Consider the following 25,757-nt stretch of genomic DNA (forward strand, 5'->3'; position numbering starts at 1 on the left):
TTAGAACACTTTCAAGAATAACCAGTACAAGCAACCTGATAGACAGATCGTTGCAGGTAAAGTGAAGACCCAAGCCGATAGAATGGTCTTCACTGTTGCAAAGTTCAAACCTGACTTATTCGCAACCATGGTACCTGCAACCGCAGAGTTAAGTACGTGTGTAGTCGATACTGGCATACCAAAACCATCCGCAGCAGCAATCGTTGACATAGCAACAAGCTCGGCAGACATACCCTGACCATAAGTCATGTGGTTTTTACCAATACGCTCACCTACAGTCACGACAATACGTTTCCAACCCACCATGGTTCCAAGACCCAATGCTAATGCAACAGCGACTTTCACCCATGTTGGAATGTACTGTAAGAACGAATCTAAGTGACTACGATATTCCTTCACTGTCTTTTGTTCAGCTTCTGCCATTGCTGGTAGTTGTTCAGCTTTATCTAGACGTTTAAAAGCAGTGGTACTGAGGTACATATCATTACGAATCGAAGATACTTCTTGTTCAGGAATATCTTTTAAGTCGCCATACTGTGCAACACGCTCACCTAAATGATCGGTCAAACTTGCTAAAGCTGGCACAACTTCTGGGCTGACTTCTTTGGTTTGAATGTATTTGGTGAGTACATCACGCGCTTGTGCATCAGGAATATCCTTATGCTCTGCGTAGATCGCAGTCGCAGTTTGAGCAGATAACTGATGGAAAGATTGAATATGTTGATTATCTAAGTTCTTATTCAATGAATAAGCCAATGGCACACATCCGATCAAAATCAGCATGATCAGCCCCATACCTTTTTGACCATCATTTGAACCGTGCGCAAAACTTACACCTGTACAGGTAAAGATCAAAATTGCACGAATCAGTGGTGGTGGCGGCTTATTGCCTTCTGGTGGCTGAAACAATTCTAGCTGTTTGCGGAAAATACGCTTCACCAACAAGAAAACTAGGGCTGCAAATGCGAAACCAATCAGTGGAGAGAACAATAACGCCTTACCGACTTTAAGCACCTGCTCCATATCTACACCGCTCGCACCACCGCCTGCATTTAACAGGTAGTTCATGATGCCAACGCCAAGAATAGAACCAATCAAAGTATGCGAACTAGACGCTGGGATGCCTAAGAACCAAGTCCCTAAATTCCACAAAATCGCTGCGATCAGCATTGCGAAAACCATGGCAAAACCTGCACCTGAACCAACGTTCATAATCAATTCAACAGGTAATAAAGCAATAATGCCGTAAGCGACTGCACCACTGGCAACCATTACGCCTAGGAAGTTACAGAAACCCGCCCACATTACCGCAACCGGTGCTGACAAGGCGTTGGTATAAATCACTGTTGCTACTGCATTTGCAGTGTCATGGAAACCATTTACAAATTCAAAGCCAAGTGCGATGAATAAGGCTGTGCCCAATAAAATCATTGAATAAAGACTTAAAGGCGGAACATGCGCTAAATCGGCAGTCACCTGAAAACCAATATATATCAACGTTGAAATAATCACCGTTAAAAATACCGGCATAAAGAATTTCGGTGTAGGCACATGAACATTCGTGGACTTTTGAGGAGTCGACGTGTGCGCTGAATCTACGGGAGTTTGTTTAGAATTCATGCAGGCAGGAATAGAGGATTTTAAAATCCCCATATTGTTCAATTTAATTATGACAATTATATGACAAAGCGGTGTCATATAAAGCAATTTTTCATGCTTTATTTGTTTTTTTTAAGTGTTAAAAACCGACTTCCACACTCTACTTTCATAAAGTAAATCAGTTATTTAATCTACGTATTTAAACTTTATTTTCTTTGAAACCCAATGTTTCAGCTTATATTTCATCTGTCATGTTTTTTTGTCATATTGCATAGCTCTGCTGGATGTTTTTTAATCTTGCCTGAGCAATATGACAAATTCATGAAGCTTTCCATACATTTATATGAAATTGTAATATGAAATTAGCAAGTTGCAATATTGCTCATTAATTCAACAAGCTAATAATTGCGCACTGTGAAGATGATTGAATATCAATAAAACTGCAATGAATTCTGTTAATATATTTGCCGATTTTATATTCCATCGGATTGGGGTTATTTATGTCCACGCTTGCCACCCTAAAAGAGCTGCTCGCTCAACGGATTCTGATTATCGACGGTGCAATGGGCACCATGATTCAGCGTCATAAACTCGAAGAAGCTGACTACCGTGGTGAGCGTTTTGCAGATTGGGCATCTGACCTCAAAGGCAATAATGACCTATTGGTGTTGACTCAGCCGCAAATTATTCAAGGCATTCATGAAGCCTATCTCGATGCTGGCGCAGACATCATTGAAACCAACAGCTTTAACGGCACTAAAGTTTCAATGTCTGACTACCACATGGAAGATTTGGTATCAGAGATCAACCGTGAAGCAGCGCGTATTGCCAAAGCCGCTTGTGAAAAATACTCAACGCCTGAAAAACCGCGTTTTGTAGCAGGTGTGCTTGGCCCGACTTCACGTACTTGCTCGATCTCGCCAAATGTAAATGACCCTGCATTTCGTAACATTACTTTTGATGAGTTAAAAGAAAACTATATTGAAGCTGCGCATGCCCTGATTGAAGGCGGTGCGGATATTCTGCTCATCGAAACTGTATTCGATACCTTAAACTGTAAAGCTGCCATTTTTGCAGTGAAAGAAGTCTTCAACCAAATTGGCTACGAATTGCCATTGATGATTTCAGGCACGATTACCGATGCCTCTGGCCGAACTTTAACTGGCCAAACTGCTGAAGCGTTCTGGAACTCTGTGCGTCATGGTGACTTGTTGTCGATTGGCTTTAACTGTGCCCTAGGTGCAGATGCCATGCGTCCGCATGTAAAAACCATTGCTGACGTTGCCGATACTTTTGTTTCGGCGCATCCGAACGCTGGCTTACCAAATGCCTTCGGCGGTTATGATGAAACCCCTGAACAAACCGCTGCCTTTATTAAAGAATTTGCAGAAAGTGGCTTGATTAACATCACTGGCGGCTGCTGCGGTACAACGCCGGATCACATCCGTGCTATTGCCAATGCCGTAAAAGACATTGCGCCGCGCCAAGTACCAGAAACCAAACCCGTTTGCCGTTTAAGCGGTTTAGAGCCGTTCAACATTACAGAAGATTCGCTGTTTGTAAACGTCGGTGAACGTACCAACGTGACAGGTTCTAAAAAATTCCTACGTTTAATCCGTGAAGAAAACTTTGCCGAAGCTTTAGAAGTTGCACAGCAGCAAGTTGAAGCCGGTGCTCAGATTATCGACATCAACATGGATGAAGGCATGCTGGATTCAGAAGGCGCAATGGTGCACTTCCTGAATCTTGTAGCCTCTGAACCTGAAATTTCACGTGTGCCGATCATGATTGACTCATCTAAATGGGAAATCATTGAAGCGGGCTTAAAATGTGTACAAGGTAAAGCGGTTGTTAACTCGATTTCCTTAAAAGAAGGCTATGACGAGTTCGTTGCAAAAGCGCGTTTGTGCCGTCAGTATGGCGCTGCGGTGATTGTGATGGCATTTGATGAAAATGGTCAGGCCGACACTGCTGCACGTAAAAAAGAAATCTGTAAACGTTCTTATGATGTATTGGTCAATGAAGTGGGCTTCCCTGCTGAAGACATCATTTTTGACCCTAACGTGTTTGCCGTGGCAACAGGTATCGAAGAACACAACAACTATGCTGTGGACTTTATTGAAGCAACAGGCTGGATCAAGCAAAACTTACCACATGCGATGATTTCAGGCGGTGTGTCTAACGTATCGTTCTCTTTCCGCGGTAACGAGCCTGTACGTGAAGCGATTCACTCAGTGTTCTTATACCATGCCATTCAGCAAGGCATGACTATGGGTATTGTCAACGCTGGTCAAATGGCGATTTATGATGATATTGATGCTGAACTGAAAGCTGCGGTTGAAGATGTGATCTTGAACCAAAACCAAGGTGAAAGTCAGCATGACGCGACTGAGAAGTTGCTTGAAGTTGCTGAGAAATACCGTGGTCAAGGCGCTGCGCAAAAACAAATTGAAAACTTGGAATGGCGTGAACTTCCAGTTGAAAAACGTCTTGAACACGCTTTGGTTAAAGGCATCACCACATTCATTGATGAAGATACTGAAGAAGCACGTCTGAAAGCTAAACGTCCTTTAGATGTAATTGAAGGCCCACTTATGGACGGCATGAACGTGGTAGGTGATTTGTTCGGTTCAGGCAAAATGTTCCTGCCGCAAGTGGTGAAATCTGCACGTGTCATGAAGCAAGCCGTAGCTTGGCTCAACCCATTCATTGAAGCGGAAAAAACAGCTGGCCAATCTAAGGGTAAAGTCCTGATGGCGACTGTTAAGGGCGATGTGCATGACATCGGTAAAAATATCGTAGGCGTGGTGTTGGGCTGTAACGGCTATGACATCATCGACCTTGGCGTGATGGTGCCTTGCGAGAAGATTCTGCAAACTGCCATTGATGAGAAAGTCGACATTATTGGTCTATCTGGCCTAATCACTCCGTCTTTGGATGAAATGGTTTTTGTTGCGAAAGAAATGCAGCGCAAAGGCTTTAATGTTCCATTGATGATTGGCGGTGCAACCACTTCTAAAGCGCATACGGCAGTGAAAATTGATCCGCAATATTCAAATGATGCGGTGATTTATGTTGCCGATGCATCTCGTGCGGTGGGTGTAGCAACAACTTTACTTTCTAAAGAAATGAAACCGAAGTTTGTTGCAGAAACCCGTGCTGAATATGAAAAAGTCCGTGAGCGTATTGCCAATAAACAGCCAAAAGCGGCCAAACTGACGTATGCTGAATCTGTAGAAAATGGCTTAAAAATTGACTTTGCTGCCAATCCGCCTGCGAAGCCAAACTTTATTGGTACGCAAACGCTGACCAATTATCCATTGGAAACATTAGTTGATTACTTTGACTGGACACCGTTCTTCATTTCTTGGAGTTTGGCAGGTAAATTCCCTGCTATCTTAACGGATGAAGTTGTAGGTGAAGCAGCAACTGACTTGTATGAACAAGCACAGACCATGCTAAAAGACATCATCGACAATAAGCGTTTTGATGCTCGTGCTGTGTTTGGTATTTACCCTGCAAACCGTTCTGCAGCAGATTCGGTTGAAGTGTATAGTGAAGATGGTCAATCGGTTACGCATACCTTCCATCACATTCGTCAACAGTCTGACAAAGTCACAGGTAAACCAAACTTGTCATTAGCGGACTTTGTTGCGCCTAAAGGTGTCGCAGAAGACTACTTGGGCGGTTTCACTGTATCCATCTTTGGTGCGGAAGAAATGGCCAATGAGTACAAAGCCAAAGGCGATGACTACTCTGCAATTCTTGCACAATCTTTAGGTGACCGTTTTGCGGAAGCGTTTGCGGAGCATTTGCACGAGCGCATTCGTAAAGAGTTCTGGGGCAACCAAGCTTCTGAAACCTTAAGCAATGAAGAATTGATTAAAGAGAAGTATATAGGCATCCGTCCTGCGCCGGGCTACCCTGCTTGTCCTGAGCATTCTGAAAAAGCACCACTCTTTGACTGGCTCGGTTCGACGGATAAGATCGGTACGCAATTAACTTCTAGTTTTGCAATGTGGCCGCCTTCATCTGTCAGCGGTTTCTACTATGCAAACCCTGAAAGCCAATACTTTAACGTGGGTAAAATCGCAGGCGATCAGCTTGAGGATTATGCAAAGCGTAAAGGCTGGACTTTGGATGAAGCGAAGCGTTGGTTAGCACCGAATTTGGATGATTCAGTTCAATAATTAGTTTGAAAAAATCCCCTCGTGTGAGGGGATTTTTTTATTTATAATCAAAAATCTTAAGAAGACATAAACGAATTTTATAAAATTGAAAAAAAATATTCTTACTTTTAGTTTTACCTTTTATTTCATCTTTTACTTTTGCAAAATGTAAAGCTAGTAATGTTTATGATGAAATTGCTTGTTATGAAAAAGAACTACAATTTAATAAAACCAAGCTCAACCAAACTTATCAAAAGCTATATAACACTATGAATGAGGAAGGTCAGAAAATTTTAGAAACCTCTCAAAAGAATTGGTTGTTATATAAAAATAGTCATTGTAATGAACTCGTATCTTATCTTTCTAGTGGCGTATAAGGTGCGGGATCTAAGTTAATCAATCTATCATGTAATGCTGATCTTATTGATCAGAAAATCAAGCAATTAAATCAGTTAGAATAATAGCCCCCTACCTTTAGCCTTTAAAAATAAAATGAACTTTTTTTAATTTTGTGAATAGTTGGTGGCTCGAAATGATTATGGAAATAAGCTTTGGTATTGTGTGTTTAATAGGATCCGTTTTTGTATGGAAATACACACATTCACTAATCTGGATTATCATTTTTATGTCATGCTTTGCACACATGGGATCACTTATTATTGATCATTTTCGTACACAAAAAATTAATGATGCCATGCAATCAAAACATAAAGTCAAAAAATGCGGCACATATACAGGTCATTCAACAATTCTGCGAGGAAGTCATCGCAACTCATGGCAACAAATTATTTTCCATTTCACAATGTTAGATGGTAAAAATCTTAGTTTCCCTGAATCAGATCAAATTTCTATGACTGGAAGCCATTTTGAATATTTGGAAAATCCACCACAATCAGTTTGTTTAACCTATGCAGAAAATTATTCAGATAGATTTGGTTATTATTTTTTGACTGATATCCATTTCAACAAAAACTTAATTAAAAAATAATCTATCCTAGTAAAACAATAGACATGTCTTAAAGAATGGGAATCTCACTAAATCAGATGTATTGGGATTCCTTTATAGGAAATTTCAAAAAACGCTAAAAGACCACTCATCAATCTGTCCTAGCACCTACCCATTCCTCCTCCCCCTTGCTAAGCAATGCGTCTCATCCCAGAGTGAGAGGGAGCTTTCATTGTGAATTAGAAACTTTATGAATTTATTAATGGATATTACCCCTATAATAACCTTTACGCATTGATTTAAAACAAAATGAAAGTAAGGGTTAGGGAGAGGTAAAGTTTCAAAAGCTCAATCTATACTTTCCAAACCATCCGTTTTTACATTATTTAATCAGCAAAAAACTTCAAATTCCTGAATAATTAAAACTTAGAACTCTCCCCTATAAATACAGATTGGTACATCCATGAAAAAACTCATGAACGGTGCAGAAAACATCGTAATTGAAATGTGCAAAGGCTTTGTTCTTGCCCATCCAGAACTCGCATTTAACGAGTCGCACAAAATCATTTCACGCAAAGAAAAGCACAATAACGTGGCATTGATCAGTGGTGGTGGTAGCGGTCACGAACCTGCCCATGCAGGCTTTGTAGGCACAGGCATGTTAGACGCTGCCGTATGTGGTGATGTATTTGCATCTCCATCGCAAATTCAGGTCTATAAAGCCTTACAGCAAGTCGCAACTGACAAAGGCGTGCTGATGATCATCAAAAACTATTCTGGCGATATGATGAATTTCCAGAATGGCGCAGCCCTTGCAACTGAAGACGGCATTAAAGTTGACTATGTAAAAGTGGCAGATGACATTGCGGTTAAAGACAGCCTATATACAGTCGGTCGTCGTGGTGTTGCAGGCACAATATTTGTACATAAGATTGCAGGCGCAGCAGCATCAAAAGGCTTAGAACTTGCAGACGTAAAAGCGATTGCTCAAAAAGCTGCGGACAACGTCATTAGCCTTGGTTTTGCTTATAGCTCATGTACTGTTCCAGCCAAAGGCACGCCAACGTTTACTTTGGCTGATGACGAAATGGAATATGGCGTCGGCATTCACGGTGAACCCGGCATCCGTCGTGAAAAAATCTTGCCATCCAAAAAAATGGCACAGCGCATCGTGGATGACCTGTTCCTTGACCGCCCAGACATGAAAGAAGTTGCAGTCTTGGTCAATGGCTTTGGTAGCACACCGCTGCAAGAGTTGTATGTCTTTAACCATGATGTATGCGAACACCTTGCACGTAAAGGCATCAAAATTTACCGCACATTTGTCGGCAACTATATGACCAGTATCGACATGCATGGTGCATCTGTGTCCTTGCTTGCTGTCGATGATGAATTGAAAACTTACCTCGATGCAGCAGCCAACACCCCTGCATTTAAAATGGATGGTTCAGCAGCACAACCTTTAACTTTCGCAACTAAAGATGCTGCCACCGAAGCTGTGGTAAATACCCAAGTTGAAACACAGCCTGAACATGCGGTGATTAGCAATGAACAATTCACCATCGAAAACATGCGCTATGTGGTCGATGTCATGTCTGCCTGTATCATTAGAAATGAAGTGCCATTCTGTGAACTAGACGCGCATGCAGGTGACGGCGACTTCGGTATGAGCGTGGCGAAAGGCTTTAAGCAATTAAAACGTGAATGGCAAAGTCTGATTCAAGCGCAGCAGATGGATGAATTCATGCTGAACTGCTCAATGATCATTATGGAACACTGTGGCGGTGCATCTGGCCCAATCTGGGGTTCAGCATTCCGTGCAGCAGCGAAATCAATTCAAGGCAAAACTGCTTTGAGCGTTTCAGACTTTGCCGAGATGCTGCAAGCAGCGGTCAAAGGCATTCAAACTACAGGTGAGCGTTCATTTGGACGCGGCGCAGTGGTGGGTGATAAAACCCTGATTGATGCACTTGTGCCATGCGCAGATTCTTGGTCTGCCCATACAGATAAAACCTTTAAAGAAAACTTTGTACTTGGTGCAAAAGCGGCGGTTCAAGGCGCTGAAAATACCAAAGAGATTGTAGCGCGTATGGGACGTGCGGGAACTGTAGGCGACCGTAGTCTTGGCTATCCAGATGCTGGCGCACATGGTTTAGGTGTAATCTTTACGAATATTGCAGAACATATTAAATAACTGAACATCTTTAAAAATTGCCAGACCACATCAAAAGCATCGATTCGTCGGTGCTTTTTTTTATGGCTATTTTAAAGCACTTTTTTTCATCAAATATCTCATTCATACAATACCTTTAGCATGAAATCCTTTTTCGAATAGTGCTTAAAAATTAACACAATTGAGCTGCTTTATCGCCCAGCGCTTTGCTAAGTTAAAAACACATAACGATAAAAAAGGATGAGACATGGATTTCACTCAAATTTTCATCCATGACACTACATGGACTTTTGCTGCCGAAGTGATTTTGCGTAGCGTCATTATGTTCGTTTTAATCATCGTATTCTTACGCCTAACAGGCAAACGCGGCGTGCGTCAGTTATCCATCTTTGAAGTTGCCATCCTCCTTGCTTTGGGTTCAATTGCAGGCGACCCGATGTTTGAAGAGGAACTCCCCCTCTTACAAGCGCTCATTGTGATGACGGTAGTGATTGGTTTATACCGCGTAATCACTTGGCTAATGATGAAATACCAGCCCTTTGAAGATTTAATTGAAGGTAAAGCCCTCTACATTGTGGAAGATGGTGAATTGGTCTTAGAAAAGATTAAACAAGGTAAAATGTCACATGATGAATTCTTCTCTGAAATGCGCCAGCAAAATGTTGAACATTTAGGGCAAGTCCGCGTCGGTCTATTAGAAAGTGATGGAAAATTTAGTATTTTGTTTTATCCACCTGAACAAGTGCGTTATGGACTGCCACTATTTCCGAAACCCTATAAAGCGGTTCGAGATATCAAAATGCATCAGCTGTATGCCTGTACGCACTGTGGCAAAACCATGTACATTTACGGTGCTCAGGATACCTGCCCGCGCTGCGGATGTAGTGACTGGGCTGAAGCGATTAATACACAGCGTTTAGCTTAAGCATTCAAGGCTAAAACTTTAAAATTCTGTGCCGCTTCAATTAAATACGTCATCAAAATACAGTAAGATCCAACGACCATCACCACAGACCCACCCTTGAATGTTTTTCGCCATCTAAAAGTGCAGCAGCAGAGATTTCATTGGTTAATATATGTGCATTATTTCAGTTCAGGCAAGCCATCCAGCTTTCATCTTTTGAAGACTACAAGATGCTCAGACAGACTCCCAAAAATGTATCATTCGTCAATTTTCAGTTCCATTATCGCGCTAACATCTATCAATCAGATAAAAATACAAAATAATGAATTGCCCTGAATTAACTCAGAAATGGCGCAATTTGTTTTTCATTTTTTAAACAGATTCTAAAAACATAGTTTTTCACTTAATAATCATTCATTTAATTTTGTCATTGCAAATCACCATTGCACTATTTTAGTGCATTGTTGTCATACTCATGCAAGTCTTTGCTTTATATCGAGTCTTCTACATTTTTTAGTTTTTTTAATCAAAATTTCCCTCGCTCACTCCTCTTTTCGAAATTATTCCGCTCGATATACTGAACTTCTTTTCGTGAACTAGCGCACTAAACTGGAACACCTTATGCAAAATATAGATCTCCTCTTTCTCCTTCTTGGTGCAGTCTTGGTTCTTGCCATGCATGCTGGCTTTGCATTTTTAGAATTGGGTACAGTACGACATAAAAATCAGGTCAATGCGCTGAGTAAAATTTTGACTGACTTTTCTATTTCCGCAATTGCATACTTTTTTGTGGGTTATTACATCTCTTATGGTCAGCACTTTTTTCATATTGGGGACACTTTAGCAGCCGATCATGGCTACAACTTAATGCGTTGTTTCTTCCTGCTGACTTTTGCCGCAGCCATTCCAGCGATTATTTCAGGTGGTATTGCTGAACGTGCAAAAATGCGGACTCAAGCGATTGCCACATTATTATTGGTCGCTTTGGTCTATCCATTCTTTGAAGGCATGGCATGGAATGGTAATTTTGGGCTACAAGCATGGTTAGAACGCACATTTGGCGCAGCCTTTCATGACTTTGCTGGTTCGGTCGTGGTACATGCCATGGGCGGTTGGATCGCTTTGGCTGCGGTGCTTTTACTTGGCGCACGTCATGGACGCTATAAAAAAGACGGTCGTATCAGCGCGCACCCGCCTTCAAGTATTCCATTTCTTGCCTTAGGTTCTTGGATTTTAATCGTCGGTTGGTTTGGCTTTAACGTGATGAGTGCGCAACGTTTGGATGCCATTTCAGGACTGGTTGCGATTAACTCTCTCATGGCAATGGTGGGCGGTACGCTTGCAGCAAACTTTATGGGTAAAAATGACCCCGGTTTCTTACATAATGGTCCCTTAGCAGGTTTGGTTGCAATCTGTGCAGGCTCAGATGTAGTTCATCCTGTCGGTGCGTTGATTATCGGCGCTATCGCAGGTCTGATCTTTGTCAAACTATTTACTTACACTCAAAACAAACTCAAAGTCGATGATGTACTTGGCGTATGGCCACTACACGGTGTCTGTGGTGCTTTCGGTGGCATTGCAGTGGGTGTATTTGGACAAAAATGGTTGGGCGGTTTAGGCGGTATTTCATTGATCTCTCAATGTATCGGTACGCTGCTCGCGATCGTGATTGCATTGACAGGTGGTTTCATCGTTTATGGTCTACTCAAAGTCACAATGGGCATTCGCCTAGATCAAGAAGAAGAATTCCGTGGTGCAGACTTAAGTATTCACCGTATTTCGGCAAACTCTGAAGAAAACATGTTCTAAACAACACAATCTAAAGCGGCATTTATGCCGCTTTTTTTTACCCAGAACTTCGCTTAAAGATTGAGTTTAAATCACCTTATTTTAGAAAATCTAAGACCTGATCCAAATGCTGAATTTTATTCGGAATGCTGTACTGTTGTTCAGCACTTAAAGTATGAAAGCCTTCAAGCAATACGGTAGACATCCCTGCTTGGCTCGCACCATAAATATCATTGACAGGATGATCACCAATAAATAAACACTCGGTTTCCGTCACGCCCAACTCACGACAACTGTACTGAAATATTTCAACTTTGGGCTTACTGATGCCTGCACTTTCCGAGCTGATGATCTGATCAAAATACGATGCAAAACCTAGTCCATTCAAAATATTCAGGCGTGTGGCATGTCCACCATTCGACACCACCGCCAGTTTATACTGATGCTGTTTTAGTTGCTGCAGCAAGGTCAATGCTCCCGGCATCGCCACGGCAAACTGACCGAAGTGCTGAAACCAAAATTGTGTCAGCTCATCAAAATCGGGTTGATGTATCCAATCCAGCTCCGTTTGTAGAGCATAAGCGACAGATGCCCCAATACTCGGATGTGTAAGGAGTTCTTTTTTCGGATATCCCCCATTATCTATACGATTAATAATACGTTTAATCTGTACAAGGTCTACCTCCACCAGCGTCGACTGATAAGACTCGGCTAAATACTGCGTATAGGCCTGAACGCTGTGATCTCGATGAGTCAAAGTATTATCTAAATCAAAAAGGACTGCACGTATGCTCATAAATCTTTATTACTGAGTTTTCAAAAACTTTAACACAATGCCTGTTCTGCTTTATGCACCTTCTTCGCTATCGATATCGATACAGTTCACATAGCCGATTAAGTCTGATTTAAGCTTCGTGGTTTCAAATAGCAGCATTCAAACAAAATAATTTCAGCACATCACACGACTTATGCTCTCGAACCGTTCCTTTTTATTACGACAAGCGCTGCTGCTCACACTCAGTTTGGTTGGCCTCCTTTATGTTTTCCCCGTCGGTGGTTCGCTCGACCAAGCTTTTATTCAGCCTTGGGTCGACCTACATGGTGGTTTTCCTCATCGTAATGATTGGGCACTTGCTGTGCTGAACCATCGCTATATCAAGAATATCGTTATAGGCGTTTATGTTCTCTATATCGCAGCGTGGATATGCAGTTTTAAATATCCGCATCTGAAAGCACGTAAGTTTGAATTTGGCTATTTTATCGTGGTGGCTCTACTCAGCACGGCAATGATTGGTTTTCTCAAATCACAATCTGCACATGCCTGCCCTTGGAATATGACCGTCGCCACAGCCCAAGGCTTTTCTTGGGATTTTTCAGCACGCCAAGGACACTGCTTCCCCGGTGGCCATGCTGCGACTGGTTTTGCCTTAATTACGGGATATTTTGTTTATCGAATACATCGACCTGCCCGTGCTTACTTCTTTTTATGTGCTGGGCTGATTTTAGGCTTTGCTTTTGGCTGGGCGCAAATGATGCGGGGTGCACATTTTCTCAGTCATAATCTATGGACAGCATGGTTTATTTGGGCCTTTAACACAGTCATTTATACATTTGGCTGTCGTTATCTACCCACAGAAAAAATCAAAACTGCCTATAAACACTTTGAATGGATATAGGCTTTATTCGCAAGGAGTAAATTAAAATAATTAGGAGTTTAAAGGTCTTAGCGAAATCTGAATCGTTACTTTCAACCCACCCAGCGTTTCACTTTTCGCAAAATCTAAACGTGCACCAATATGCGCAGCGGCCTTATCCACGATTGCCAGCCCTAAACCACTTCCAATTTCTTCATGATTATAAATTCGATAAAAGCGTTTTCGAATTTGCTCATATAAAGCAGGGTCGATGCCAGGCCCACTATCTTCAACCTGTACAACCGCCTGCCCCGCATGTTCAAAGACGGAGACATTAATCATGCCCTGTGCAGGGGTATATTTAATGGCATTATCAATCAAATTAAAAATAATTGAATGTACCGTTGGCTCAAGACTATATAAGGCAATGCTTTGTTGTTGCTCCATGCCAAGGTCAATATCTTTTTGCATGGCCAAATGCACCAGTTGCTCCACGCAATTGGTTGCAACTTGCTTAAGATCAAAATGTTGTTTGCGCTCAAGTTCAAAGACCGAGGCATCTTGTTTTGCCAAACTCAATAATTGACTCACCAAATGCTGAATACGAATTAAACCTTTACTCAAATTTTGTAGAGCGTCATCTTGTGGAAATTTTTGTAGCAAAATCTGCATTTGCAAATTCAGTGCGGTAATCGGGGTCCGTAACTCATGCGCTGCGTCAGCAATAAACTGGCGCTGTTCCTGCTGCGACAACGAAATCCTTTCAAACAACTGGTTCATTTCAATAATGGTCGGTGCAATTTCCTCTGGATACGGCATTTGAGAGATTGGAGAAAGTTCAAAGGCATCCCGTTTTGCCAGTTCTTTTTTAAATTTTTCCAGTGGGTTTAAACTGCGTTGAATCAACCATCCCAAAGCGATTAATGCAAAAGGTATAAAAACCAAATAGGGAATAAACATGCTACTGGCCAATTCTGCTGCAAGATGCTGTCGTACCGATTCTTGCTGACTGACCTGAATTTGCCGATCTGCAAGTGGCAAAATATAGGTATGCCACTCATCTTGTTGGGTATTGTGGGTATAAAAACCGGCTTTGGGCTGAGGCGCGACCAATAATTTTAATTGATGAGTTTGATGTGCATTGGACTGATAAGTCCATACATCGACAAATAAATCTTCTTCATGATAATGCTTATGTTGATCAAATTCGCTGCGAATAGGCTGCGGATCATGCTCTGCAACACGTTCCGCCAAATTTTGCATTTGCGCATCTAAAATTTCATTAATTTCTTCAAGTGCAATTCGATAAGCTGAAAACACCAAAAGACAGCCCAAAAGCATACTGAAAACAGACACATAAATAATTAGTCTCTTTTTCAGAGAATAAGGCTGCTGCATGGTCGATAATTCCTTTGCCTTAACCGAGTCGATAACCTAAACCACGAATGGTGCGAATAAAATCTTTGTCTAATTTTGTTCTGAGATGATGCACATACACTTCTATGGTATTACTGCTGATATCACTATCAAAATCATAAAGCTTATCTTCTAAATTGGCTTTCGAAAAAATCTTATTCGGATGCGTCACCAGTGGTATCAATATGGCCCATTCACGGTTAGATAAATCAACATATTGCCCCTTATAGCGTGCAAGATGCTGTTCGATATCTAAAATCAATTCACCATGTTTTAAAATTTTCTGCGGTGCTTCGACTGAACTCAGCCCTGTGCGTCGAAGAAGCGCATGAATCCGTGCAAGTAATTCATCAAACTCATAAGGCTTGATCAGATAGTCATCTGCCCCATGGTTTAAACCATCTACACGATTTTGTAATTGATCACGTGCCGAGATGATTAACACTGGCAATTTAGGCTGCATTTGACGAATTTGTTTCAGGACTTGCATACCATCCATCATCGGCAAACCTAGATCTAGCAAGACGATATCAATCCCCCCTTGCATTATGAGCTTTAAGCCATCGATACCATTATTCACCCACTCGACTTCAAACTGTTGATAGTTCAACAAAGTTTTGGTCGATTCGGCAATCATGAAATCATCTTCAATAATAAGTATTTTGTGCATGGCTTAAGTCCTGCGCTGTACTGAAGTACATTGTTGCAACATATTGTTTTTTTCATCAATCACTTGAGTCTGCACATCAAGCAAACTCAATAGCGATGGAAATAGATTATCCTGACTTAATTTTTGGCTTTTTTGTGCCATTAAACAAGTATATTGCGCTGAATTATTTTTTTGCCAAGCCGGTGAAAACCACATCAACATCGGCACATGAGTTTGCTGTGACGGTGCAATTGCGTATGGAGAACCGTGTAAATACAAACCATGCTCACCGGTCGACTCACCATGATCGGACAAATACCACAGTCCTGTTTGATAGTTGTTAGTCACTTTTAAGGTGTTAATCAATTCACTCAGCACATGGTCGGTATAGACAATACTGTTGTCATAACTATTTATTAACTCTGTCGAGCTACATCCCTGTATGGCATTGCTATTACAGGTTGGCTTAAATTTTTGAAATGCTGCGGTACTTCGTTTGAAATAAGCAGGGCCATGACTGCCCATTTGGTGTAACACAATTAAACGAGGTGTCTGATCTGCTTTCGGAATAGAACCCAAATATGCCTTCAAACCATCCACTAAGATTTCATCATGACATTCGCCATCGGCATCACACCACTTTTTCTTCAGCGCTTCAGGAAATTCATATTTTTCAACACGTGTGCATGTGCCCTTACAGCCTGAATTATTATCTAGCCACGTCACCTTATAGCCTGCACGCTGTGCAATATCGAGTAAACCTTCGCGATGACTTGCAAGCTGTTCGTCATATGCGGTTCTCGGCATGCCCGAGAACATACAAGGAACAGACACAGCGGTTGCGGTGCCACATGAACTGACTTGGCTAAAATTGATAATATTTTGCTGACTGAGTTCAGGATTGGTATTTTTAGCATAGCCATTGAGTGAAAAACTTTCCGCGCGCGCAGTTTCACCAACCACTAAGACCATCAATTTTGGTAAGCTTTTGGCGCTTACGTTTTCAACCATATGTGCATCTTCACCATAGATCAACAATGGCAAATTCTGTTTCGGTGCTTTTTTGTGATAATAGGAAAATATAGAAGCGATACTGTTTTGTGGTGAGAGCATGCCTTTTAAGTCACGATGCTCACGAAAGATCGCAGCAAAATCAACAAAATAAACAAACAGCAAAGCACCCATCAGGATGATCGAAAGCACTATATGTAAACCCTTTTTGGTTACCACCGTGCTTAGGGCTTCTTTATGCAGTGGCAAAAGCCAGATCAATAGCACTGGCAAAATAACCAGTCCAAAGACCCAGATAAAAAATTGTGGCGAGATTAAATCCTGCACTTCCTTTACATCTGTTTGCATCATGTTCTGCACTTGGTCAGATGTAATGGTCACGCCTAAACTATTGACAAAATAGGCACTCAAGCCACCAATGATCAGCAAAACACTCGCCAAAAGTTTTGAATTCCATCGCCATTGCAGTAGTTGCATCAGCACATTATAAAGTGCCACCACCACCAGTACGGTTGCCGCTAAGAATAGTCCAGCCTTCAATCCCGTATAAGGTGTGAGCTGCTGGATTTGCTGATAAAACGCAAGGTTCAAAACCACCCCAAGCCATAAGGCAAGCACGAGGTTAAACTGACTTAAGCTAAGTCTTGGAATTTTTTGCTGAATTTTAGCTATGACCTGAAGCATATTGGCATCAATTATTGATCTTTGATGCTCTAATCTAAAAATTCAAACTTAAAAATCACTTAAAACTAATTAAAAACCAATCCAGATAAAATAAAAAAGGCGATGTAAAACATCGCCTTTTAAACAACTTAAATCGAAACCCTAGAATTTAAATTCTAGACCTGTACCCAATACGGGTTGTTCGCTTTCATCTGGACCTTTTTCTAGTGTTAAGTAACCCGCATAACCATATGCTTTGACTTGTTTGCTAAATGCATAATCTGCACCTGCAATAAATTGCTGCGCATCAAAGTCATCACCATCTTTGTATGACGTTGTATTTTGACTATATTGTGCTTTTACTGTCCAAGCTTTTGCAGATGGAAGATTGTATTCTGCACCGACTAACCAACCTTGAGCATCATCGATATTTTCTGCTGCAGCATCATTACCTTTAGCAGCCTCAACCTCTGATGTTTGATACAGTGCTTTGAGCGCCAAACCACCCTCAAGATTTACACGACCGATCGCACGAATTGTATTTGCTGCTGCAAATACTTTAGTTCCAGTTATTTCAGAATTAGAAACAACTTTATCATTCACGGTATATGAACCACTATTTAGCATCCCTACACCACCAAAGTTCGATGGAATGGCTTTGTCATAGGCTAAACCTGCGACAACAACGGGGCTGTCATAGACAACAGACGCCGACCAAGCATCGCCAAGACCACGACCTGCAGTTTTTACTACACCTTTGTCGCTCTTGATTCCTGAAGATTCACCTGTTGCAAGCAATGCATTAACTTTAATTGCACCTTCCGCAATTTTAAATGCTGGTGATTCATAAACAACAACGTTATCGACACGATTTTCACCCGTCATGATGCCTGTAACATCAGCACGGTTACCCACGTAGTTATTAAATGTATCCACCGGACTAGACAATTGTTTTAATGGTGTATCGTGTGCACCGACTTTCAATGTACCAAGTTTCGCATCTTTCAAACCAACGAAGCGGTTACGCTTAGACCAGTCATCGCCTTCGCCGTCTGAGTTAAATGCCCATTCAATTGCATAAACTGCGCTTAAACGGTCAGTCAGTTTTTCATCGCCCTTTAAACCCAAGAAAGAACTGTTTGAACTAATTTCAACGACATCTTTGTCTGAAACACCCGTTTTATTATCTTCAGGTAAATAATCAACAGACGCATCAATTTCACCGTAGAATGTTGGTACTGCAAAGGTTGAGCCAGCCAAAAGGCTCAATGCGATAGCCGCTGCTAACTTAGTTTTCATCAAAAATTTTCCTTAAATTATTTTGTAACAGATATTACACACGGGAAACATATTACAAAATTATTAAAATAATATTTGCATTGCTCTTTTAGTGCTTTAGCTGATAAAAAACAACCAAAATCATGATTTAGAAGTGATTTTGGTCATTTTTTGATGCTTTTCCCCAAAATAGAATCGGGACTAAGCTCAATGCAGCCAAACCTGTGATCCAAAATAAATAAGTGCTATAACCCAACTGATCGGCCACTATGCCACTGATGCTATACAGCCCCCCACTCACCGTAGCCATAATGGCAACCTGAAATGTAAAGTCCGTTGCTGCAAATGCTTTACGACTATATTGCATCACCAAAGTTAGCATGATCACGAGCAGCATGGCTGAAATCATGTCTTCGGCAGCATTGATCCCATAGATCAGCCATTCATGGACGGGCCGTTTTGCCTCGAACTGCAAAGCCAGCCATACATAGGCCAATAAACTGAATATTTTCAATACCGAATAGAAAACCAAGGCTTGCGCCCGAGAAATATACTTCAAGCTAAGACCAGCAAGCCCTGCCCCAATTAAAGCAGCCACTGCACCTAGCATGGTGACATACAGACCAATTTGACTAAAACTCAATCCTAAATCCACCATCAGCGGCTTGAGTAAAGGACCTGCCAGACCATCTGCAAGCTTAAAACTCAATAAGATCATGAGCCACAGTGTGAGGGTTTTGGTTTGGGTAAAATAAGTCAAATACTGGCGAATGGCGTAGAACAAGCCTGAATTATGCTTATGGTTGTTATCATTCTCTGGACTAGATTTTATGTTGAGCTGTGGCTTTAAAGGTTCTCGATACAGAAAAATAGGAATCGTATTGATGAACACCAATGCCGCTAAAAATAGAAAGGTGGCTTGCCAATCCCACCAATCCAAGGCCCAAAGTACAGCACCACCGCCCACGATAAAGCCGAGTCTGGAACCAATCACCTGAAAAGTATTGCCCCAGTGCTGTTGGTCAGTTTTTAAAATATTGACAGCCAAGCCATCGGTTGCGACATCTTGAGTTGCACCGACCAAATTCATACTGAGTAAAGCCACAAAAAACAGCAGCAAATACATTGGTTCATTCAAGCTTTGGATCGGCAAAAAAGACAGGAAGACCAAGACCACCACGGACAACAACTGCATTGGAATAATCCAACTCCGATAGTGCCCTTTGGACCTTGAACCATGTCGATCAATCCACGGTGCCCAAAAAACTTTGATCGACCATGGCAGCATGAGTAATCCAAAGCCACCAATATGTGCCAAAGACACACCTTGCGCTCTTAAAATCACTGGTAAAGCATGCGTCATAAAACCGACAGGTAACCCTTGCGCCCAATATAAGGAAAACAGTAAAAGATAGAGCTGACGAAGCTGGATCATAAGTTCCTAAATGTTGAATGCGCAGAAGTTACATTTAGAGTAGTCAAAATACGGCTATTTTGCCAATGATCTAAAAAAATCATCGACCTAAGATAAGGTCAATGCTGATGCAGTACTTTTAAATGTGCATCACATCAAAAATGGATTTCACCTATATAAGAATATGCAATGAATCAAAAGACTCAATTATTTCCAGTTTTGCCCGATCAAGTTCCATCACGCGGCTCCCCCCTAAGCCGCGCAATATTTAAAAAACTTTTTTTGGCACAAGGATGGAAATTTGACGGCGAATTTCCCAACCTTGCCAAAGCTGTGGCAATCATTTCTCCGCATACTTCTAATATAGATGCATGGCATGGTTTTCTTGCCTTGCTTGGGATCGGGATAAAAATAACCATTTTTGGTAAAAACACCCTTTTTGATACTCCCTTAAAACCACTTTTGGATTGGGTCGGCGTGATACCTGTTCAGCGTGAAAATCCACATGGACTGACACGTGAAATTGCTGAGATTGTCCAAGCGACAGATCAAATTTGGATTGGAATGGCACCTGAGGGAACACGAAAAAAAGCCGATAAAATCCGCAGTGGTTTTTACTATATTGCCTATGAAGCACAGATACCTATTGTGATGTTTAGCTTTGATTATGCAAAGAAAACCATTCATTGCTTGGGTGTTTTTGAACCCAGTGGAGATTTTGAAACTGATCTTGAAAAAATTTTGATGATTTATGATGGCAAATTTTCCCCGAAAAATCCCGAATGGTTGGCCTTGCCGTTACAAAAGCACTGGAAAAAGCCCTAGTCAAATGGCTATTTTTTTGATGTGATGTGCACTTTGTATATTTAACCATCAGATTTCACACATGAAACTTTTGCAATACCTGATTCCTAGCCTCTTTGTATTGGCACTCACTGGCTGTGATTCTGCAACCAAAACACCTGCGACCACGACACCTACACCAGCCAAAGCACGTGAACCGGTGATCGCGATTGCGCTCGGTGGTGGCGGTGCTAAAGGTTTTGCTCATATTGGCGTGCTTAAAGTACTCGAATCACATGGTATTAAACCTAAGATTGTGACTGGGACCAGTGCGGGTAGTTTTGTTGGCAGCTTATATGCCAGCGGTAAAACACCTTATCAAATGCAGCAATTGGCCTTGAACTTTAAAGAGTCCGATATTCGTGATTTAACCTTAAATAGCCAAGGCATTATTCAAGGGCAAAAACTGCAAGACTTTGTTAATAAAAACGTCGGCAATAAATCAATTGAACAATTTCCAAAGCGCTTTGCTGCTGTAGCCACCCGTTTGGATAATGGCAGTAAAACTGAATTTAACCGTGGTAATGCAGGCCAAGCGGTACGTGCATCGTGCAGCATTCCAAATGTATTTGTACCTGCAACCATTGCAGGGGTGAAATATGTCGATGGTGGCTTAGTCAGCCCGATTCCGGTGAAAACCGCACGTGATATGGGTGCAGATATTGTGATTGCAGTTGATATCTCTGCGCGTCCTGACGGTAGCAAAGCCGTAAGCATGTTTGGTTTACTCGATCAAACCATTAACATCATGGGGCAACAAAGTATTAATGAAGAACTGAAAAATGCCAATTTCGTGATTCAACCTAAAGTGGGACATATTGGCACACTCGATTTGAAGTCGAGCAATGCGACGATTTTAGAAGGTGAAAAAGCGGCACAGCTCAAAGTGAATAGCATTATTAAGGCGATCGATAACTTTAAACAGTCCCCTGCGGCCTTTAAACCAGCACCAAAAGCGAAAATATAATTCAACGATTTTTTTTATATTCATTGAGTTATACATCTGCTACATTGATATAGATACTGGTTCATCTATATCAATTCACCCTTATATAAGAGTAGATGTATGGAATTTATTTTAGAACCTTGGCACTGGTTTGTATTGGGCGTCGTTTTGATGCTTTTTGAACTAATTTTGCCGTCTTTTGCTGCGCTATGGTTTGGCGTTTCTGCAATTTTGGTTGGGGTCTTATATTGGATCTTTCCATCCATGGACTTTAATGTCCAAATTGTGGTTTGGATTATTTTTGCCGTGCTCTGCACATTTTTGTGGTTCAAATTTATTAAACCTTTATCCATCGATAAAACCAAAGCAGGTCTGTCCCGTGAAGCGACGATTGGCCAAGTGGGTATGGTGATTCAAACCCAGCTCAATCATGGCAGCGTTAAAGTTCGCTTCCCAATGCCTGTTTTAGGTTCAGACGAATGGCATTGCCGTACCCAAGATGCACTTCAAGTCGGTGATCGTGTTCGCGTGACCGATATTTTAGGCAATGATTTAGTCGTCCAACTGCACAGCAGCAACCACCCCACTGACAATCCATAAATAAGTGAGAAATGACATGTCTGGTGTTTCTATTGTTTTTTTAGCGCTCTTAGTTTTTGTAGCCGTCACGATTTTTAAAGGTGTCCGTATTGTTCCCCAAGGTTATAAATGGATTGTTCAGCGTTTAGGTAAATACCATACCACGCTCAATCCGGGGCTGAACTTTGTGATTCCGTATGTCGATGAAGTGGCTTATAAAGTGACAACCAAAGATATCGTGTTAGATATTCCCTCTCAGGAAGTGATCACACGTGACAACGCGGTACTGCTGATGAATGCTGTGGCTTATATCAATTTAACCACACCTGAAAAAGCAGTTTACGGTATTGAAAACTACACATGGGCGATTCAAAACTTAGTTCAAACCTCTTTACGTTCAATTGTCGGTGAAATGGACCTCGATGATGCACTTTCATCGCGTGATCATATTAAGGCTAAACTTAAAGCTGCTATTTCTGATGATATCTCTGACTGGGGTATTACGCTTAAAACTGTAGAAATTCAAGATATTAAACCGTCTCATACCATGCAAGCGGCAATGGAAGAGCAAGCGGCCGCTGAACGTCAACGTCGTGCGACAGTGACCAAAGCAGACGGTGAAAAACAAGCGGCAATTTTGGAAGCGGATGGTCGTTTAGAAGCCTCTCGTCGTGATGCAGAAGCTCAAGTGGTACTGGCAGAATCTTCACAGCGTGCAATTGAAATGGTGAGTTCAGCCGTCGGCGATAAAGAAATTCCAGTTGCGTACTTACTGGGTGAACAATACGTCAAAGCCATGCAAGATATGGCTAAATCTAATAATGCCAAAACTGTGGTTTTACCTGCGGATGTACTGAATACGATTCGTGGTGTGATGGGACGTAATAACTAAATCTTCGCATTAATTAAAATGGGTCGTGATATACGGCCCATTTTTATGCCCAAAACAAAAAAGAAGGCAAAGTTTGTCAATTTATGTTTAAATTTCACGTTATTTTTTTGACGTTTTAGGACTTATCGTTCGATTTTACCTACTTGGCTTAGGCAAATCCCATTGAGTCCCCTAATTAAACGCAATTGTCCAACGCCAAAGCGGATACCGTATGAGCTCCCTGAATCCCACCCTAATTACCTTTCTCTTTTATATTGTCGCCATGGTCGTGATCGGTTTACTTGCATACCGTGCGACCAGTAACTTTTCTGACTACATTTTAGGTGGCCGCCGATTAGGGAGCTTTGTCACTGCCCTTTCTGCAGGTGCATCGGATATGAGTGGTTGGTTGCTCATGGGTCTTCCGGGGGCGATTTACCTTTCAGGTTTATCTGAAATGTGGATTGCAATTGGTCTGATCATCGGTGCTTGGCTCAACTGGTTACTTGTAGCAGGTCGTCTCCGTGTACATACCGAAGTTCAAAATAATGCCTTGACCCTACCTGACTATTTCTCAAATCGTTTTAACGATCAAAAGAAAATCTTACGTATCGTGTCTGCTGTGATTATTTTGATTTTCTTCGCAATTTACTGTGCTTCAGGCATGGTTGCAGGCGCTCGATTATTTGAAAGTATGTTTGGTATGTCGTATAGCACTGCGCTTTGGATCAGTGCCATCGCAACAGTGAGCTATGTGTTTATTGGTGGCTTCCTTGCTGTCAGTTGGACCGATACCATTCAAGCGGGCTTTATGATTTTTGCCTTGCTGCTTACCCCTATCGTGGTCATGTTGTCGTTCTCTGATTTAACCCAGTTCACTCTGGCACTAGAAGCGGCACGCCCTCAAGCCATAGATGTATTTGCTGACTTAAGTTTTGTCGCAATCATGTCTTTATTGGCATGGGGCTTAGGCTATTTTGGTCAACCGCATATCTTAGTCCGCTTCATGGCAGCTGATTCTGTTAAATCGATTCCCAATGCACGCCGTATTGGTATGACATGGATGACGCTCTGCCTCGGTGGCGCAGTTGCAGCAGGCTTCTTCGGTATTGCTTATTTCCAACAGCATCCAGAACTGGCAGGTGTCGTTACAGCAAACCCTGAAACGGTCTTTATGGAATTGACTAAAATTCTATTTAACCCATGGGTTGCAGGTATCGTATTGGCTGCGATTTTAGCTGCAATCATGAGTACCCTCAGCTGTCAGCTTTTAGTCTGCTCAAGTACCTTAACTGAAGACTTTTATAAATCATTCTTACGCAAAAATGCTTCACAAAAAGAATTGGTTTGGGTCGGCCGTTTCATGGTATTAATGATTGCGTTGCTTGCGATCTATATGGCGGCTAATCCTGACTCTAAAGTCCTTGGTCTCGTCGCATATGCATGGGCAGGCTTTGGTGCTGCATTTGGCCCACTGATTATCATGTCATTGTTCTGGAAACGCATGACACTCAATGGTGCTTTAGCAGGTATGGTGGTTGGTGCTGTTATGGTTATTCTATGGAAAAACCTCTGGGGCGATACAGGCGTTTATGAAATTATACCGGGCTTCATCTGCTCACTCATTGCAATCATCATTGTGAGCTTAATGGGCAAAGCGCCATCTGCTGAAGTCACTGAAAAATTTGAAGAAGCAGATCGTATCTATAAAGAAAGTATTTAAGACCAATAGCACTTAAATTTAATTTCTAAGTTTTAATATCTGCAAAAAAAGGACGCCTAGCGTCCTTTTTTGTTTTTTATCATGTCATCCATTTAGCTATTCCGTATATGGTTTATTGACTTCTGTTCCAAATGTACTTGATTTAAAAAAGCCCACAACATGTTACATGTGTGGGCTGAGGTCTTTTACTGCGTCATATTAACTTTGACGTTTTAATAAAAACTGCGTGATCTTGTGTAATTCTGCCGCATCTTCTGCAAAATAATCCAAAGCTTGAAGCGCTTGTGCATGTAATTCTTCTGCATAAGCTTGCGCTTGATCGAGACCCATCAACGCAGGATATGTGGATTTATCCACTTGTTGATCTTTACCCGCTGTTTTACCCAATGCTTCAGTGTCAGCAATAATATCTAAAATATCATCTTGCACCTGAAAGGCTAAACCAATCGCTAGACCAAACTCGCGGAGTTTAGGAATAGCTTGGTCTGTACCATTAAATATCGTCACTGCCGCCATCATGATTGCAGCAGAAATTAAAGCACCTGTTTTATTTCGATGAATGTTTTCTAGTTCATCCTGACTGACATGCTTGCCTTCCGCTTGTAAGTCTAGAACTTGTCCATTAACCATTTTTGAAGTTGCAGTCGCTAAAATTTGCATTTGCTTCAAAATAATCGGTGCTTCAACGGCTGGGCCTTGATCAAAAAGACGGCTGCCTAAAACTTCAAAAGCCATCGATTGTAAAATATCGCCAGCAAGTAAAGCCGTATCTTCACCAAAAGCCACATGACAAGTTGGTTGACCACGACGAAGTAAATCATTGTCCATACACGGCAAATCATCGTGTGCCAATGAATAGCAATGAATAAATTCAATCGCCACCGCAGCACGGCGTACGGCTGCAAAATTGGTATTGGGTTTTAATGCTGCTGTTGCATAACAAAGTGCCGGTCGAACGCGTTTTCCACCCAACATCACAGCATGATACACCGCCCCTTTTAAGGGTTCTGGAATTGAAAATGCATCAAGCGATGTCAGTAAATCCTGCTGAATACGCTGCTGCGCTTCTGTCAGGGCATGTGTGGAAACGTCTGTTAAAGAAGACACATTCACCTCAAATACTTTAAATATTTAACTGCTTCGTTCATTAG

The 25,757-nt window shown here is 41.7% G+C and carries 20 protein-coding genes; 12 read left to right on the forward strand and 8 right to left on the reverse strand.

The annotated features are described in order from the left end of the window. On the reverse strand, positions 1 to 1,620 hold the full coding sequence (locus tag MST18_RS11420; RefSeq protein ID WP_180035527.1) for an inorganic phosphate transporter: 1,620 nt from the start codon (positions 1,618 to 1,620) through the stop codon (positions 1 to 3). 479 nt (positions 1,621 to 2,099) lie between these two features. Between MST18_RS11420 and metH the strand changes: the two genes are divergently transcribed. From metH to MST18_RS11445, 6 genes are all read left to right on the forward strand, one after another. Continuing rightward, complete coding sequence (gene metH / locus MST18_RS11425) at positions 2,100 to 5,789, forward strand: methionine synthase (protein ID WP_180133814.1); 3,690 nt, start codon at positions 2,100 to 2,102, stop codon at positions 5,787 to 5,789. 173 nt (positions 5,790 to 5,962) lie between these two features. Next, on the forward strand, positions 5,963 to 6,145 hold the full coding sequence (locus MST18_RS16665; protein WP_373692669.1) for a lysozyme inhibitor LprI family protein: 183 nt from the start codon (positions 5,963 to 5,965) through the stop codon (positions 6,143 to 6,145). A 155-nt stretch (positions 6,146 to 6,300) separates the two neighbouring features. Beyond that, on the forward strand, positions 6,301 to 6,756 hold the full coding sequence (locus tag MST18_RS11430; RefSeq protein WP_180007440.1) for a hypothetical protein: 456 nt from the start codon (positions 6,301 to 6,303) through the stop codon (positions 6,754 to 6,756). 421 nt (positions 6,757 to 7,177) lie between these two features. Next, on the forward strand, positions 7,178 to 8,908 hold the full coding sequence (dhaK, locus tag MST18_RS11435) for a dihydroxyacetone kinase subunit DhaK (protein WP_180133815.1): 1,731 nt from the start codon (positions 7,178 to 7,180) through the stop codon (positions 8,906 to 8,908). 226 nt (positions 8,909 to 9,134) lie between these two features. Continuing rightward, positions 9,135 to 9,812 carry a DUF421 domain-containing protein gene (locus MST18_RS11440; protein WP_180108918.1) on the forward strand — a complete coding sequence of 226 codons (678 nt, stop codon included), beginning with the start codon at positions 9,135 to 9,137 and terminating at the stop codon, positions 9,810 to 9,812. Positions 9,813 to 10,412: 600 nt separating this feature from the next. Further along, the gene (locus MST18_RS11445; protein WP_180133816.1) at positions 10,413 to 11,600 is read left to right on the forward strand and encodes an ammonium transporter; all 1,188 of its coding nucleotides are present in this window, start codon (positions 10,413 to 10,415) and stop codon (positions 11,598 to 11,600) included. Between the two features lie 76 nt (positions 11,601 to 11,676). Here the strand turns inward: MST18_RS11445 and MST18_RS11450 are convergent, their stop codons facing one another. After that, positions 11,677 to 12,375: an HAD family hydrolase gene (locus MST18_RS11450; protein ID WP_180133817.1), complete on the reverse strand. Its 699-nt coding sequence runs from the start codon at positions 12,373 to 12,375 to the stop codon at positions 11,677 to 11,679. 172 nt (positions 12,376 to 12,547) lie between these two features. Here MST18_RS11450 and MST18_RS11455 point away from each other — a divergent pair, with 172 nt between their 5' ends. Continuing rightward, positions 12,548 to 13,255: a phosphatase PAP2 family protein gene (locus MST18_RS11455; protein ID WP_180133818.1), complete on the forward strand. Its 708-nt coding sequence runs from the start codon at positions 12,548 to 12,550 to the stop codon at positions 13,253 to 13,255. A 30-nt stretch (positions 13,256 to 13,285) separates the two neighbouring features. Here the strand turns inward: MST18_RS11455 and MST18_RS11460 are convergent, their stop codons facing one another. The 5 genes from MST18_RS11460 to MST18_RS11480 form a co-directional block, all read right to left on the reverse strand. Beyond that, entirely contained in the window at positions 13,286 to 14,611 is a 1,326-nt protein-coding gene (locus tag MST18_RS11460; protein WP_180133819.1) for an ATP-binding protein, read from the reverse strand. Positions 14,612 to 14,630: 19 nt separating this feature from the next. Beyond that, entirely contained in the window at positions 14,631 to 15,299 is a 669-nt protein-coding gene (locus MST18_RS11465) for a response regulator transcription factor (protein ID WP_078189962.1), read from the reverse strand. A gap of 3 nt (positions 15,300 to 15,302) precedes the next feature. Next, positions 15,303 to 16,973: a phosphoethanolamine transferase gene (locus MST18_RS11470; protein ID WP_180133820.1), complete on the reverse strand. Its 1,671-nt coding sequence runs from the start codon at positions 16,971 to 16,973 to the stop codon at positions 15,303 to 15,305. A gap of 141 nt (positions 16,974 to 17,114) precedes the next feature. Beyond that, entirely contained in the window at positions 17,115 to 18,251 is a 1,137-nt protein-coding gene (locus MST18_RS11475) for a porin (RefSeq protein ID WP_180133821.1), read from the reverse strand. A 127-nt stretch (positions 18,252 to 18,378) separates the two neighbouring features. Beyond that, entirely contained in the window at positions 18,379 to 19,665 is a 1,287-nt protein-coding gene (locus MST18_RS11480; protein WP_180103044.1) for an MFS transporter, read from the reverse strand. A gap of 168 nt (positions 19,666 to 19,833) precedes the next feature. Between MST18_RS11480 and MST18_RS11485 the strand changes: the two genes are divergently transcribed. The 5 genes from MST18_RS11485 (at position 19,834) to putP (ending at position 24,606) form a co-directional block, all read left to right on the forward strand. Then, the gene (locus tag MST18_RS11485; RefSeq protein ID WP_180115420.1) at positions 19,834 to 20,469 is read left to right on the forward strand and encodes a 1-acyl-sn-glycerol-3-phosphate acyltransferase; all 636 of its coding nucleotides are present in this window, start codon (positions 19,834 to 19,836) and stop codon (positions 20,467 to 20,469) included. A gap of 61 nt (positions 20,470 to 20,530) precedes the next feature. After that, on the forward strand, positions 20,531 to 21,454 hold the full coding sequence (locus MST18_RS11490; protein WP_180024072.1) for a patatin-like phospholipase family protein: 924 nt from the start codon (positions 20,531 to 20,533) through the stop codon (positions 21,452 to 21,454). A gap of 99 nt (positions 21,455 to 21,553) precedes the next feature. After that, positions 21,554 to 22,033, forward strand: a complete 480-nt coding sequence (locus MST18_RS11495) for an NfeD family protein (protein WP_180133822.1) — start codon at positions 21,554 to 21,556, stop codon at positions 22,031 to 22,033. A 16-nt stretch (positions 22,034 to 22,049) separates the two neighbouring features. Then, entirely contained in the window at positions 22,050 to 22,904 is an 855-nt protein-coding gene (locus MST18_RS11500; protein WP_078189969.1) for an SPFH domain-containing protein, read from the forward strand. Between the two features lie 211 nt (positions 22,905 to 23,115). Further along, complete coding sequence (putP, locus tag MST18_RS11505; RefSeq protein ID WP_180133823.1) at positions 23,116 to 24,606, forward strand: sodium/proline symporter PutP; 1,491 nt, start codon at positions 23,116 to 23,118, stop codon at positions 24,604 to 24,606. Positions 24,607 to 24,804: 198 nt separating this feature from the next. On the opposite strand, the gene MST18_RS11510 is transcribed toward putP, so the two are convergent. After that, positions 24,805 to 25,713, reverse strand: coding sequence for a polyprenyl synthetase family protein (locus MST18_RS11510; protein ID WP_180133824.1), 909 nt, complete (start codon positions 25,711 to 25,713; stop codon positions 24,805 to 24,807). Positions 25,714 to 25,757: the final 44 nt, after the last annotated feature.

Origin of the sequence: Acinetobacter sp. YH12068_T, from assembly GCF_024606005.1 — a bacterium.
Classification (GTDB): Bacteria; Pseudomonadota; Gammaproteobacteria; order Pseudomonadales; family Moraxellaceae; genus Acinetobacter; species Acinetobacter amyesii.